Source organism: Martelella limonii (assembly GCF_013344475.1).
GTDB lineage: Bacteria > Pseudomonadota > Alphaproteobacteria > Rhizobiales > Rhizobiaceae > Martelella > Martelella limonii.
Window position 1 is genome coordinate 848,801 of sequence record NZ_JABUOU010000001.1, and the last position, 13,971, is coordinate 862,771.

At 60.4% G+C, this 13,971-nt stretch carries 10 protein-coding genes; 2 read left to right on the plus strand and 8 right to left on the minus strand.

The annotated features are described in order from the left end of the window. Positions 1–267: 267 nt before the first annotated feature. Both HPQ62_RS03955 and HPQ62_RS03960 read right to left on the minus strand, forming a co-directional pair. Positions 268–1,494 carry an aminotransferase-like domain-containing protein gene (locus HPQ62_RS03955; protein ID WP_174801174.1) on the minus strand — a complete coding sequence of 409 codons (1,227 nt, stop codon included), beginning with the start codon at positions 1,492–1,494 and terminating at the stop codon, positions 268–270. 204 nt (positions 1,495–1,698) lie between these two features. Continuing rightward, complete coding sequence (locus HPQ62_RS03960) at positions 1,699–2,292, minus strand: TetR/AcrR family transcriptional regulator (RefSeq protein ID WP_174801175.1); 594 nt, start codon at positions 2,290–2,292, stop codon at positions 1,699–1,701. 68 nt (positions 2,293–2,360) lie between these two features. Here HPQ62_RS03960 and HPQ62_RS03965 point away from each other — a divergent pair, with 68 nt between their 5' ends. Together HPQ62_RS03965 and HPQ62_RS03970 are read left to right on the plus strand one after the other, a co-directional pair. Further along, complete coding sequence (locus tag HPQ62_RS03965; RefSeq protein WP_174801176.1) at positions 2,361–2,846, plus strand: cupin domain-containing protein; 486 nt, start codon at positions 2,361–2,363, stop codon at positions 2,844–2,846. A 24-nt stretch (positions 2,847–2,870) separates the two neighbouring features. Further along, the gene (locus HPQ62_RS03970) at positions 2,871–3,254 is read left to right on the plus strand and encodes a hypothetical protein (RefSeq protein WP_174801177.1); all 384 of its coding nucleotides are present in this window, start codon (positions 2,871–2,873) and stop codon (positions 3,252–3,254) included. Between the two features lie 63 nt (positions 3,255–3,317). On the opposite strand, the gene ilvC is transcribed toward HPQ62_RS03970, so the two are convergent. From ilvC to lon, 6 genes are all read right to left on the minus strand, one after another. Then, positions 3,318–4,337, minus strand: a complete 1,020-nt coding sequence (gene ilvC / locus HPQ62_RS03975; protein WP_174801178.1) for a ketol-acid reductoisomerase — start codon at positions 4,335–4,337, stop codon at positions 3,318–3,320. An 86-nt stretch (positions 4,338–4,423) separates the two neighbouring features. Beyond that, the gene (locus HPQ62_RS03980; RefSeq protein WP_174801179.1) at positions 4,424–5,047 is read right to left on the minus strand and encodes a TetR/AcrR family transcriptional regulator; all 624 of its coding nucleotides are present in this window, start codon (positions 5,045–5,047) and stop codon (positions 4,424–4,426) included. 194 nt (positions 5,048–5,241) lie between these two features. Continuing rightward, positions 5,242–9,327, minus strand: coding sequence for a PAS domain-containing protein (locus tag HPQ62_RS03985; protein WP_174801180.1), 4,086 nt, complete (start codon positions 9,325–9,327; stop codon positions 5,242–5,244). Between the two features lie 136 nt (positions 9,328–9,463). Beyond that, a complete protein-coding gene (locus HPQ62_RS03990; RefSeq protein WP_174801181.1) occupies positions 9,464–10,627 on the minus strand; it encodes a TIGR03032 family protein in 1,164 nt (387 codons plus the stop codon). Positions 10,628–10,826: 199 nt separating this feature from the next. Next, positions 10,827–11,186, minus strand: coding sequence for an HU family DNA-binding protein (locus HPQ62_RS03995; RefSeq protein WP_425312589.1), 360 nt, complete (start codon positions 11,184–11,186; stop codon positions 10,827–10,829). A gap of 123 nt (positions 11,187–11,309) precedes the next feature. Then, on the minus strand, positions 11,310–13,727 hold the full coding sequence (lon, locus tag HPQ62_RS04000; protein WP_174801182.1) for an endopeptidase La: 2,418 nt from the start codon (positions 13,725–13,727) through the stop codon (positions 11,310–11,312). Positions 13,728–13,971: the final 244 nt, after the last annotated feature.

A 13,971-nucleotide genomic window follows, 5' to 3' on the forward strand; every position in this document is an offset into this window, starting at 1 on the left:
CGAGGCCCGCCTGCGCCTCGCGGCGCGCTCTGAGAACCGCCGTCAGTTGTCTCTGTCCGAGTGCGCTTTCGCCCGCTCATGCCCGTCGTGCTGGCACACGCCTTGATGCTCGGGCGCGGTCCATGCGGCACACCCGCGGATGAGCGCATCAGACAACAGCAACGCTGGCTCTTCGCTTGCCTGAAGGAAAAGGCCCGGCGGGTACCGCCAGTCCTCGGATTGACATATCTGGAAAGCGCCGCCGCGAAGGCCTGCGCCCGCAGAAATTCACGCGGCTGCGGCGAGTTCGCTGCCGATAAGCGCGCCAAGCCGGCGCATCCCTTCCTCGATCGCACCCGGCGTCGAGCAGGAAAAGGAAAGCCGCAAATGGTTCTTGCCGCTGCCATCGGCATAAAACGCATTGCCGGGAACGAAGGCGACCTTGGCTTCCTTCAGCGATTCCTTCAGCAATGCTGCACTGTCGATGTGTTCTGGCAGGGTCAGCCAGACGAACATGCCGCCCTCGGGCTTGGTCCAGCTCACCCCTTGCGGCATGTGCGCGGAAAGTGCATTCAGCATCGCATCCCGACGTTCGCGATAGACGGCGGTGATCTTCTCCGCCTGGGCATCAAACCCGGCTTCGGCAACGCGCGCGATCGCCATCTGATTGATGGTTGGCGAATGAAGATCGGCAGCCTGCTTGGCAAGTACGAGACGGCGGATGACCGGCGTCGCCGCGCAAACCCAGCCGACGCGCAGACCGGGCGACAGGGTCTTGGAAAAGCTGCCGCAATAAAGCGTACGGGTCTTTTCAATGCCGCCCGAGCGGGCACAATCGATGGCGAGCAGCGTCTGCTGCCGCTCGCCCTCGTAACGCAGAGCCCTGTAGGCGGCATCCTCGATCACGGCGATATCCAGCGCATCGGCCATATCGAGCAGCTTTTCGCGCTCCATGGGGGTCAGGCATTCGCCGGTCGGGTTGGAGAAATCCGCGGAAAGATAGGCGAACTTGACCCGGCTTCCGGCGTCCTTCGCGGCCGTCGCATAGTCTTGCGGGGCGGCATTGCGCGAAAGGTCCAGCCGGTCGTAGCGCGGTTCATAGGCGTTGAAGGCCTGAAGCGCGCCGAGATAGGTCGGCCACTGCACCAGCGCCGTATCGCCGGGCGACAGCAGCAGCTTGCCGAGATAGTCGAGCGCCTGCTGCGAACCGGAGGTGATGAAGATATTGCCGATATCGGCGTCGATGCCGCGCGCATTCATGCGCTGCACGATCCATTCGCGCAGGCGGCCATAGCCTTCGCTGACGGAATATTGCAGCGCCTGCCCGGCCTCGGAACTGCCGAGAATGTCCGAATAGGCCTTCTGGAAAGCGGCCGCCGGAAACAGTGCCGGGTCCGGAATTCCGCCGGCAAAGGAGATGATATCCGGCTGATCCAGCAGTTTCAGCAATTCACGGATTTCAGACGCGCCCATCCGTTTGGCGCGCGTGGCATAGATGGCTTCCCAGTCAAGCATGGGGGTTTCCTCAAACGTCTTTTTAGTGCCGTGAACATCACCACAGGGCGTTATTTAAGTCAATAATGCTGACCTATTTTCCGGCAATAAAACCGCGAATAGTTGCATTCCAGCGTAATTTTCGGTCCCTAGAACGGCAATCGCAGCAACATAATGACATACTCCGCTTTTCAGGCCAGGACACGCCCGGTGCCTGCGAACGCTTCAACGGTCCCTCGCCTCCTCAAGGGCAGCGCCAAGCATCGCACGCGCGGTCCAGATAATCACGGCCTCACTTTCTTTGGCATCAAGCCCGCAGACATCCTTCATCACCACCATGGTTTCCATACCCATCACGAGCGATAGCGCGTGCAGCAGCCGCGTATAAAGCGATCGCGGCAGGACGTCGGCGAGCGGTCGCAGCGTTTCGTCAAGCCAATGGAGCCGGCGGCCACCGCGTTTGCCGCCCTTCTCCACGATCCTCGCAGCCAGGAAGTGACGAAATGTGGTTTCGTGCTCTTCCAGCATCGCCAGCACCTGGAGGATGACGATTTCCAGCTTGGCGCCAGCATCGAGCGCAGGATCATCGGGCACACGGATTGCAAGCGCCGCCGCGTCGAGCGCGATTTCATGCATGAGTTCGTCCGGCGTCGAGAAATAGCGATAGGCCGTGGCGCGCGAAATACCGGCGCGATCGGCAACATCGGGAATGGCGAGCGAACTGCCTTCGGCCGAAAGCTCCCGAGCGGCCCGCAGCAGTTCAGCGCGGGTTCTCTTCTTCTGGTTGACGCGTTCGTGGCTTTTCGCTTGACGAGACATTTCCATTCCTTTATGAGACGACAATCTCATTACAGTACAACCGTATCACTAACCCGAAAGGCCTAGCCATGCAACATTCAACCGCATTTCACAGCGACAAGCCGCCCGTCGAAACTGTTCACTTCCTCGGCAATCTCCTGACCTTCCGCGCCGGAGCGGCAGATACTGACAACCAGTTCTCGATCACCGAATGCCTGACAGCACCCGGCGCCGGCGCTCCGCCGCACAGCCAGACAGATGCCGAGGCATTTCTGGTGACAGAGGGACAGTATGAATTCCTGCTGAATGGAACGCAGAAGATCTGCGGCAAGGGTGACTTCCTGTTCGTGCGCGCCGGCGACGTCCATGCGTTTCGCAATCCGGGCGAAGTCGTTGCGCGGATGCTGATCATCAACCTGCCTGCCGGCCAGCATGAAGGCTTCTTCCGCGCCGTCGGCGATGCCGTTGCGCCGGAAACCGAGCAGTTTCCGGCAATGGGAGAACCGGACATGCCGCGCATTTTTGCCGCCGCAGAAAACTTCGGCATCACGCTCCTGCCGCCACCGAAGGCGTAAACACCCGTGAGGCTCAGCAAAAAGATGAAGAGACTTGCCTCCTATTGCTTTGTGTTCGCCACCTTTGCCGCAGTGACCGGCATGGGGATGGGAATTTTCATGGCCGCAAGCCACGATCACAGCCTAGCCCCGGCGCATGCGCATCTGAACCTGCTGGGCTGGGTCTCGATGGCGCTCTATGGCCTCTACTATCAGACCCATCCGGAGATCGCCGCTCGCCGGCTTGCCCTTGCCCAGGTGTCACTGGCGGTGTTCTCGATCGTGCTGCTCATTCCAGGCATCGTGATCGCCAATCTCGGGGGAACCGAGCTTCCGGCCGTTATCGGCGCGCTGCTCGCCCTCGCCTCAATGCTGCTGTTCCTCGGCATAACCGTAGCAGCGCTGATCCGAGACGCACAGACTGTCTGAAACAACGAAGCCGGAGGGCGAACCCTCCGGCTTCTTTTCGCAATCGCGTATCAGAGAAATGCTCTAGTTGCGCGCCTTGTCGACCAGAGCGCCTTTCTTGATCCAGGGCATCATGCCGCGCAGCTTCTCGCCGACTTCCTCGATCTGGTGATGGTCGTTGAGGCGGCGGGTCGCCTTGAAGCGGGCACCACCGGAATGCCATTCCTGCATCCATTCGGCGGTAAAGCGGCCGGTCTGGATGTCCTTCAGAACGCGCTTCATCTCGGCCTTGGTCTCGGCAGTGATGATGCGCGGACCGGTGACGTATTCGCCCCACTCGGCCGTGTTCGAGATCGAGTAGTTCATGTTGGCGATGCCGCCTTCATAGATCAGGTCAACGATCAGCTTCACTTCGTGCAGGCACTCGAAATAGGCCATTTCCGGCGCATAGCCGCCTTCGACCAGGGTTTCGAAGCCGGCGCGGATCAGCTCGACCAGACCGCCGCAGAGGACGACCTGTTCGCCGAAGAGGTCGGTTTCGCACTCTTCCTGGAAGGTCGTCTCGATGATGCCCGAACGGCCGCCGCCAACGCCGCAGGCGTAGGAGAGCGCAACGTCAAGCGCGTTGCCGGAAGCATCGTGATGAACGGCAACGAGGCAGGGAACGCCACCGCCCTTCTGGTATTCGCCGCGCACGGTGTGGCCGGGGCCCTTCGGCGCGATCATGATGACGTCGACGGTCGACTTGGCTTCGATCAGGCCGAAGTGAACGTTGAGGCCGTGGGCGAAGGCGATGGCTGCGCCGTCGCGAATGTGCGGAGCAATCTCGCTGTTGTAGATGCCGGCCTGCAGCTCGTCAGGCGTCGCCATCATCATCACGTCGGCCCATGCAGCAGCATCGGCAACGGTCTTGACTTCGAAGCCGTCAGCCTCGGCCTTCTTGGCCGTTGCCGAACCGGCACGAAGCGCGATGACGACGTTTTCGGCGCCGCTATCCTTCAGGTTCAGCGCATGCGCGCGGCCCTGCGAACCATAGCCGATGATCGCGACCTTGCGGCCCTTGATGAGATTGAGATCAGCATCCTGATCGTAATAAACACGCATTGTCTTTCCTTCCCTTGACAACCTGTCTTCTGATCGACCGCCCGAAAGCGGCGTCAATTCACACGGCCGCTTGAAGCGGCCGACATTCATTTGGCCGCGTACAGCAGCCAGAAACGTTCAACCGCCCGCTCTGCGCGGCGCTGGAACATGCCGCGATCCGCCACCTCGCCCAGCAACTGCCGTACATGGCTGTCGCCGACGATCAGCCCGTAGAGCACGCGGTAGGCTTCATCGCCATTGTCGAACAGCAGTACGCCGGAGCGCCTGCCATCTTCGAGCAGCGCGCGGGCGCGTTGGTCGATCTGGGCACGTCCGCGCTCGAGCAGCATGCGTCCAAGCTTCTGCCCGTCGCGCGTCACCCTGCCGATCGCAAGCCTGTTCAGAGCGAGCGATACATCACCGGCAAGAACGCCGAGAAGATCCTCGCCGAAGGCCTTCAGATGACGCTTGAGTTCGTCACCATCAAGGCGGTGCCCTGCGCTCTCGAATGTGCGCACCTTGCTTGCCTGATAGGCAACCATGGCGGCCAGAAGGCCGTCGCGGTCACCGAACCATTTGTAGAGGCTTTCCTTGGAGCAGCTTGCCGCCCGCGCGATACCGGCCGTCGTCACGGATTTCTCGCCACCCTCGACCAGCAGCCGCAGCGCCTGCTCGAGCACCGCCTGCTGGCGGGGCGAAAAATGGACATCGATCTCGGTTTCGTCGGACAAGTCGTTCGTCTCCAGCGGGTAACGTACGGTACGGTACCTTTTAGTCAGAATTCCGGCTCCGTCAAGCGAATTGTCACGGTGCTGGAAGAACAACGGATGTTTTGCAACCAAGCAACAGCAAACGAGCTCCTTGCTCTTGCGAGGCAGGGAGCATCGGCATGGAAGACCATGAAAAACGAGCGGGGCGCGGGCCGCTAGAGCACCACCCCGGAGGCAGGTTCGGGAACGTGATAGACATAGCCCTGCGCGAAATCGACGCCCATGCCCTTCAGCCGGTCGGCAATCCTGTCATCCGAAACGTATTCGGCGACGGTCTTGATCTTCAACACCTTGGCCATCTCGACGAAGCAGCGGATCGTCGCCTCGTCCACCGGATCTGTCAGCAGGCCCTGGGTGAACTGCCCGTCAATCTTCAAAAAATCGATACAGAAGCGCTTGAGGTAGCTGAAGGACGAAGTTCCCGCGCCGAAATCGTCGAGCGCGATCTTGACGCCCCGGCCACGCAGCACCCGTATGAACTCCATAGCCTCCGCCATATTGGAGATGACCGAGGTCTCGGTGATTTCAAGACAGAGACTTTCACGCAACGTCGCATCCATGCCATCCAGCAGATCGAGAGCGAACCGGTGGAAGGCCCGATCGCCGACAGATTGACCTGAGACATTGACCGAAACCAAACTCTTCGGCCCTGCCCCGGCATCGCGCATCCATTCAAGCGCACGCGACAACACCCAGCGATCGATCCGGGCTGCGAGGTTGAAACGCTCCGCCGCCGGCAGAAATGCGCCTGGCGGTATAACTTCTCCCTGATCGCCCACCATGCGCACCAGCAGTTCAACATGGGTCTTTTCGCCGGATTGCCCGAAAGGCACGATCTTCTGGGCGTAAAGCACGAAACCGTCGTGTTCAAGCGCACGTTCGATGCGGGTGACCCAACTGGTCTGGCCAGCCCTCGACTTGATGACCTCGTCATGGTCGCGCCAGACATGAACCCGGTTGCGCCCCTCCTCCTTCGCGGCATAGCAGGCGGCATCCGCAGCCTGAAGCACGGCGGCCATGCTGGGAGAGTTTTCCTCGATGCGCACCAGCCCGATGCTGGCGCCGATGCTGTACTGCTTGCCATCGTGCACAAGCCGGAAATCGGCAACGAGATCGCAGATCTTCTGGGCGATCACCTGAGCGGCTTCGGCACTGCAATTCTCGATGATCGCTGCGAATTCGTCACCGCCAAGCCGTGCCACGTAATCGGTGGAGCGGATCGCGCCGCTCATCAGCTTGCTGACCTGGACGAGCACTTCATCGCCCACCGCATGCCCGCAACTGTCATTGATGATCTTGAACCGGTCAAGATCGATGAAGAGGAGCGCTGCTTCCGCGCCGCCCTTGCGGGCATTTTCAGATACCGCGTGGAGCTGACGCTCGAATTCCGAGCGGTTGATCAGGCCGGTCAACTGGTCATGGCTTGCGCGATAGGACATTTCCCGCGCCAGCCGTCTCTGTTCGCTGACATCATGAAATACCAGCACGGCACCCAATACCTCACCGCCCTCGTTCCGGATCGGCGCGCAGGAATCCTCGACCGCATACTCCTTTCCGTGCCGGGAAATCAGTACGGTGTCTTCCGGCAGGCCGACAACCTCTCCAAGCTCAAGGCAGACGCGGATCGGATCCAGCGCACGCTCGCGGGTTTCCTCGTGGATGATGTTGAAGATCTCGTCAGAGGGCTTTCCGGCAGCATCCTCCGCCTTCCACCCGGTCATCATCTCCGCAATCGGGTTCAGCCAGCGTACCCGGCCCTCGTCATCCGTACTGATCACCGCATCGCCGATTGAATCCAGCGTGACACGCATCAGCTCGTGCTGGCCGGCGAGCGCCAGGCCAAGCTCGCGCTCCTCGGTCACATCCCAGCTGGCGCCGATGAAACGGTGCGGCGCGCCATTGACGTCCCGCACAAGGCGTGCCGTGGTATGAAGGTGGTGTACCGAGCCGTCTTCCCAGACGATCCGGTAGTCCTCTTCCATCAGAGAATCGTTTGCGATCGCCTCGCGCACGGCATTGCTCATCCGTTCAATGTCGTCGGGATGGGTTAGGCGATTCCACAATTCGACAAGCGGCGCCCTGGTATCCGGTTCCACGCCGTAAAGCCGGTACATCCACGGATCCCATGTGGCCTGCTGCATCGCGAGATCGATTTCCCAGATACCGATACCGCCATTATCCGCGGCAATTGCCAGACGCTCGCCCAGCAGCAGCTTCTCGGCCTCCTGTTCCTTCTGGACGGTGATGTCGATATGCGTGCCGATCATGCGCAAGGGATTGCCGTCGGCATCCCTTTCGGTGACCAGGCCCCTGTCGAGAATCCAGATCCAGCGTCCATCCTTGTGGCGCATGCGGAACTGCTCTTCGAAGAATGGCGCCTCACCGCGGACATGCGATGCATCTGCCTTCAAAGCGCGGGCAAGATCGTCCGGATGAATAAAGGACTGCCAGAGATCGACGTCATCGGCGATTTCTTCGCGCGTGTAGCCGAGCAGTCCGCACCAGATGTCCGAATAGTCGGTTTTGCCCGTTGCCAGATTGGCATCCCAGATGCCGATACGGCCGTTTTCAGTTGCAAGCGTGAAAAGCCGGTTGATCTCTTCCATCGCGGTGCGCTGGGCAACCTTCTCGCTGATGTCCTGAAACGCACCACTGAGGCGGATGGCCTGACCATTCTCGTCAAACTCGCCAGTTCCCACCGCCCTGACCCAGATCCAGCGCCCCTTGGCAGTGATCAGCTGAAGCTCGAGGTCCCACCCTTCGCCGGTTTCAATGCACCGCTGCACCGCCGCCTCGATCACCGGACGCGCTTCCGGAGCGTAGAAATCGATCGCTTCTTCAAGCGCGGGCTCGAAATCCGGCGGAAGATCGTGAATGAGACAGGTCTCGCGCGACCAGCGCAACCTGCCTTCGCGCAGATCGAAATCCCAGCCGCCCACGCCTGCAGCCGCCCCGGTGCGATCCAGGAACTCCTTGCTGAGCCGCAATTCCTCTTCTTCGCGCTTGCGTTCGGTAATGTCCTGATGCGTGCCGAACATCCATTCGGGACTGCCATCCTCGAGCCGAGCCATCACCCGCCCACGCGTCAGGATCCAGACCCAGTGACCAAGCTTGTGGCGCATTCTGAGCTCGGCCTCGAAATCCGGGCTTTCACCGTTCAAGTGCTGGTTCAGCCTCGCTTCGAAGGCAGCCTTATCATCAGGGTGGATCCGGCTGGTAAAGCTTTCTATGCCGAAGGGCGTCAATTCCTCAAGCGCGTACCCCAGCATCCCGGCCCAACTGTCGTTGACCCGGTTCTCGCCGGAAACGATATTCCACTCCCAGGTACCGGCCTCGGTTGCCGCGATGCATTGGCGCAAGCGCTTCTCGGCGCCGGCGCGTTCCTGCTCGACTGCCACGATTTCGGAAATATCACGGATAATCTCGGTGATGCCGACGATCTCGCCTTCCTCGGACACCACCGGACCGACCGAGATCGAAACCGGCACTGTGCTCCCGTCCTTGCACGTTCGCTCCGTGCGGCGCTCGCCCTTTCGACCGGAGGTGAGGCTTTCGGCGTCGTCGGGGCCGGGATTGCCGCTGAGAATGCTGAAGTGAGCACCCACAGCCTCCCCGGCGGTATAGCCGAACATGCGTTCGGCAGCTCGGTTCCAGCGGGTGATGTGGCCCGTCATGTCGCGCGTGACGATGGCGTCTTCGCTATGATGCAAAATGGATTGGGTTTCGGCCGCAATTGCGAGCAGCTCGCGCTCATGGGCTGCAGCCCGGCGTGCTTCCAGCGCGGTTGCGGCTGCTGTTGCAAGATGGCTCAGGATCGTGCGCTGCGTTTGCGAGAGCCTGCGCGTGCGAGTATCGATGACGCAGAGCGAGCCGATTGTCTCCCCGCTCGACAGCTTCAGCGGCGCACCAGCATAGAACCGGATGTTCGGATCACCGGTAACAAAGGGATTCTCAGCGAAACGGGCGTCAATGCGCGCGTCTCCGATCTCGAAAAGCCCGTCCCCCTCGATCGTATGCGTGCAAAAGGAGACATCACGCGCGGTTTCCTTGAGGCCCTCCAGACCGATATTGGCCTTGAACCATTGTCGATCGCTGTCGATCAACGAAACCAGAGCGACCGGAACGTTGCAAACCAACGCCGCCGCTTTAGCAAGCGCGTCGAATTCCTCCTCCGGCTGCGTATCGAGCACATCCAGCTTTTGAAGCGCCTTGAGACGCCTCCGTTCATTTCTGTCCTTCAATTCGGCTTCCAAAGTCACCCGCCTTGTCTACGATCAGAGATGCCCCGGACATATGAGGATAACATAAATTGGAACCGTTCCATAAAACATCTCCCAAACGGATTCCCACCCTATACGGAATGATAGCCACCGCCTCTCATTGATCATGCCAGCCGCGCTCGCCGAGAGGACGGTCGGGCGCTTCAATCGTGATGAAGCTCGCGAGATCCGGACCGAAGGTCGGTAACGCCATCGGGCAGCGAACGCCTGCCAGCACGCGTACATCGAAGAGCTCGCGGATGCCGCCATCAAGGCGCAACCACTCGACGATATCGCCGTTGGCGGTATTGATCACCTGGATGCCGCACCAGGCCTCCGCCTTGCGCTGATCAAGCTCCTCCTGGAGATTGAGGCCCGCGAAAACACCTTCGCGGCGCGGCTGCGACAGGCCGACCACCGCATATTGTCCGAAAAAGGACAGGCCGCGCAGAAAGCCCGGACAGAAAGCCACCCGCTCCCGTATCCGGCTTTGAAGATCAAGGCGGGTGAGATAGCCGTTGCCCGAATCGAGAAACCACAGGGCGCCATCGTGGAGCCTCGGCGAATGCGGCATCGAAAGCCCTTCCGCGACGATCTCATCGGTCTCCACATCGACGACGACGCCGCCGTCGCGACGATGGTTGCGCCAGCCATCGACGATATCGGTGGTCGAGACACAGGTGACGAAACGCGGCACGCCCGCTTCCATCGCCAGGCCGTTGAGGTGACACCGGTCCTCAGGAGCAAGCCTGGAAATGAACGGCGGACGCCAGACCGGCTTGAAGGAGTGGACCACGCTGTCGGTCGCAAGGCAGGAATATTTGGTGTTGACGAAGATCAGCCGGCCGGCGGCGTCGATACCCAGCTCATGGACGTCGAGATCGGAAACCGTCTGTCCCCGCCGCGGCACGTAAAGCCTGTCGAAATGCTGGTTCGCGCGTTCGTCGGGCCCGAGCACGTTCTCGAACCGCCAGATCTGGGCAAGCCCTGCCAGAAGCAATCTCTGCTCGTCGCCGATCAGGCCCATGGCCCGCACGAAATTCCGCTGATGCAGCGACAGGGAGCCATCGGCGAAGGTGCCTGCAAGAAAAAGCTGTCCGGATTGATAGGAGGTGAAGGCAATCGAGCAGTGGTGCATGGCAAGCCACTGCGGAAAACCGCGTGAGCAGGATATGCTCGTCTGAAGCGCACCGCCTTCGCCCGCTCCCGGAGCATCGGCGCGCTGCGACGCGTGCTTTTCCGCAACCGATTCTCCGGATCGCTCCTGCTTGTCTTCGGTCATCGGCCGTCCCCCATGCCACCTGTGCCACTCCTTACTAGCCCAGGCTTTGACGGCGGTGAACCTTTGATCGTCTGGAAACCGGGCTTTCTCCCAACAATGGTCCGTGAAGACCTACGGTAAGCCGAACTCAACGTATTTGATCATAAAAAAACCCGGAGCAGACCGCTCCGGGTTCGATATCGCCGACGCAATGCCGGAATTAGGAGTTGCAAGCTTCCTTGAGGCCCTTGCCAGCCGTGAACTTCGGAACGTTGCGCGCCGGAATGTCGACTTCCGCGCCCGTCGAAGGGTTGCGCCCCTTGCGTGCTGCGCTGTGCGATACGGTGAAGGCGCCGAAGCCGGCGAGACGGACTTCGCCGCCATTCTTCAGTTCGCCCTGAACGGCGTCGAATACAGCGTCAACGGCCGAAGCCGCGTCGGTCTTCGACAGGCCAGCCTTTTCAGCAACGGAAGCTACGAGTTCGCTCTTGTTCATGTTTCCACCCTTTCTCAAATGGTTCGAAACGAGTTCTTGTCTCGGGGTTTTAGTTACACGCCACCAAAGCCCGCTGCAATTCAAAAGCCCTGCGTTTCAGGGAATTGCAAGAGATTTGGGGCTAATTCCACGCAAAAGGCCGGTGTATCACCGGCCTTTCGCACCCCTTTTCCACAGGAGCCCCGGAAAAGTGGCTATATTTCGGCGTCAATGGGCGAAAGTCTTGCCCGAGTCGCTGTCCGATTCATCGCTCGAAATCGCGACCGCTTCGGCTTCCGGATCCCATTCGATGGGTTTCGGAACTTCCAGAAGAGCATGCTCCAGCACTTCACCCATGCGGGAGACCGGAACGATCTCCAGACCGTTCTTCACATTGTCCGGAATGTCCGGCAGGTCCTTGGCGTTTTCTTCCGGGATCAGCACCTTGGTAATGCCGGCGCGCAAGGCAGCAAGCAGCTTCTCCTTCAGGCCGCCGATCGGCAGAACCCGGCCACGCAGCGTGATTTCGCCGGTCATGGCCACGTTCTTGTTGATCGGTATGCCGGTCAGGACAGAAACGATGGCGGTTGCCATGGCGACGCCTGCAGACGGCCCGTCCTTCGGCGTCGCCCCTTCCGGAACGTGGACGTGAATGTCAATCTTGTCGAACAAAGGCGGCTTGATTCCGAAGTCGACCGCGCGCGACCGCACGTAGGATGCAGCCGCCGAAATCGATTCCTTCATGACGTCGCGCAGATTGCCCGTCACCGTCATGCGGCCCTTGCCCGGCATCATCACGCCTTCGATCGTCAACAGCTCGCCGCCGACCTCGGTCCAGGCAAGACCGGTGACCACGCCGACCTGATCGTCGCCCTCCGCCTCGCCGTGGCGATAGCGCTGGACGCCGAGATAATCATGAAGATTATCGGCGGTGATATGGACCTCGGTCTTGTCGCCCTTCACGATTTCGGTGACGGCCTTGCGGGCAAGCTTCATCAGCTCGCGCTCAAGGCTGCGCACGCCCGCCTCGCGGGTATACTGCTGGATCGTGCGTGTCAGCGCGCCGTCATCGACGGAGAACTCTTCCGGCTTCAGGGCATGTTCGCGGATCGCCTTCGGCAGGAGATGCTTGCGGGCGATTTCCAGCTTTTCATCCTCGGTGTAGCCGGCGATGCGGATGATCTCCATACGGTCCATCAGCGGGCCCGGAATGTCGAGTGTATTCGCCGTGGTGATGAACATCACGTTCGACAGATCGTACTCGACTTCAAGATAGTGGTCCATGAAGGTCGAGTTCTGTTCCGGATCGAGCACCTCGAGCAGAGCCGACGACGGATCGCCGCGGAAATCGGCGCCCATCTTGTCGATCTCGTCGAGCAGGAACAGCGGGTTGTTCTTGCCCACCTTCTTCATCGACTGCACGATCTTGCCGGGCATGGAGCCGATATATGTGCGGCGATGGCCACGGATCTCGGCTTCGTCGCGAACGCCGCCAAGCGCCATGCGCACATATTCACGCCCCGTTGCCTTGGCAATCGACTGGGCAAGCGACGTCTTGCCGACGCCGGGCGGTCCGACGAGGCAGAGGATAGGGCCCTTGAGCTTCTTGGCACGCGCCTGAACCGCGAGGTACTCGACAACGCGTTCCTTGACCTTTTCAAGGCCGAAATGATCCTCTTCCAGAACCTGCTCGGCATGCTTGAGGTCGCGCTTGATCTTCGACTTGGTGCCCCACGGCAGACCGGTGAGCCAGTCGAGATAGTTGCGCACCACCGTCGCCTCGGCAGACATCGGGCTCATGTTGCGGAGCTTCTTCATCTCCGCGTCCGCCTTTTCACGGGCTTCCTTGGTGAGCTTGGTATTCTTGATGCGCTCTTCCAGCTCGCTGTTCTCGTCGCGGCCGTCCTCGCCTTCGCCAAGCTCCTTCTGAATAGCCTTCATCTGCTCATTCAGATAATACTCGCGCTGGGTCTTCTCCATCTGCCGCTTGACGCGGGTGCGGATACGCTTTTCGACCTGGAGGACGGAGATTTCGCCTTCCATGAAGCCGAGCGCCTTTTCAAGGCGGCCCTTGACGCTGGTGGTTTCCAGCATTTCCTGCTTCTCGGTCAGCTTGATCGCGAGATGCGAGGCAACCGTGTCGGCAAGCTTCGAGTAGTCCTCGATCTGGCCGGCAGCGCCGACGACTTCGGGCGAAACCTTCTTGTTCAGCTTCACATAGTTTTCGAACTCGGAAACGACCGAGCGCGACAGCGCCTCGATCTCGACCGAATCTTCCTCGGGTTCGCCCAGGACTGTGGCATTGGCTTCGTAGAAGTCGTTTTCAAGACGGATATCGTCGATCGCCGCACGCGCCTTGCCTTCCACCAGCACCTTGACGGTACCGTCGGGAAGCTTCAGCAGCTGAAGCACATTTGCGATCGTGCCGATGCGATAAAGCGCCTCCGGCGCCGGATCGTCGTCGCCGGCGTTGATCTGGGTAACGAGCATGATCTGGCGATCGGCATTCATGACTTCTTCAAGCGCACGGATCGACTTCTCGCGACCTACGAAGAGCGGAACGATCATGTGGGGGAAAACCACGATGTCACGCAATGGCAACACGGGGAAAGCGGCGTTTTCCGCTGCTGGCGCGTTCTGCGTCATGTCTTTTTCCTTTCCGACTGCCCGGAGAAGACCGGGCACTGGCGGGCTGTTGGGAGCAACCCGTTGTTTCTTGTCAATTGTTGCGGAACAAGTGGCGTTTTGAAAGAGCGATTTCAAGCTGTACCGTGAATTCGCCGGAACAAGGCCGCCACGTCCGCCGTTTCATGTCTCATGCGCCTGAAAACGCGCGGGGCAGGACGGTAAACCGCCCTGCCCCGTCATCTTTTATCAACAGACTGGCAGC

Excerpts from the sequence above, each read along its gene's own strand:
- HPQ62_RS03955 (WP_174801174.1), bottom strand. The coding sequence starts at position 1,494 with ATGCTTGACTGGGAAGCCATCTATGCCACGCGCGCCAAACGGATGGGC.
- HPQ62_RS03960 (WP_174801175.1), bottom strand. The coding sequence starts at position 2,292 with ATGTCTCGTCAAGCGAAAAGCCACGAACGCGTCAACCAGAAGAAGAGA.
- HPQ62_RS03965 (WP_174801176.1), top strand. The coding sequence starts at position 2,361 with ATGCAACATTCAACCGCATTTCACAGCGACAAGCCGCCCGTCGAAACT.
- HPQ62_RS03970 (WP_174801177.1), top strand. The coding sequence starts at position 2,871 with ATGAAGAGACTTGCCTCCTATTGCTTTGTGTTCGCCACCTTTGCCGCA.
- ilvC (WP_174801178.1), bottom strand. The coding sequence starts at position 4,337 with ATGCGTGTTTATTACGATCAGGATGCTGATCTCAATCTCATCAAGGGC.
- HPQ62_RS03990 (WP_174801181.1), bottom strand. The coding sequence starts at position 10,627 with ATGACCGAAGACAAGCAGGAGCGATCCGGAGAATCGGTTGCGGAAAAG.
- lon (WP_174801182.1), bottom strand. The coding sequence starts at position 13,727 with ATGACGCAGAACGCGCCAGCAGCGGAAAACGCCGCTTTCCCCGTGTTG.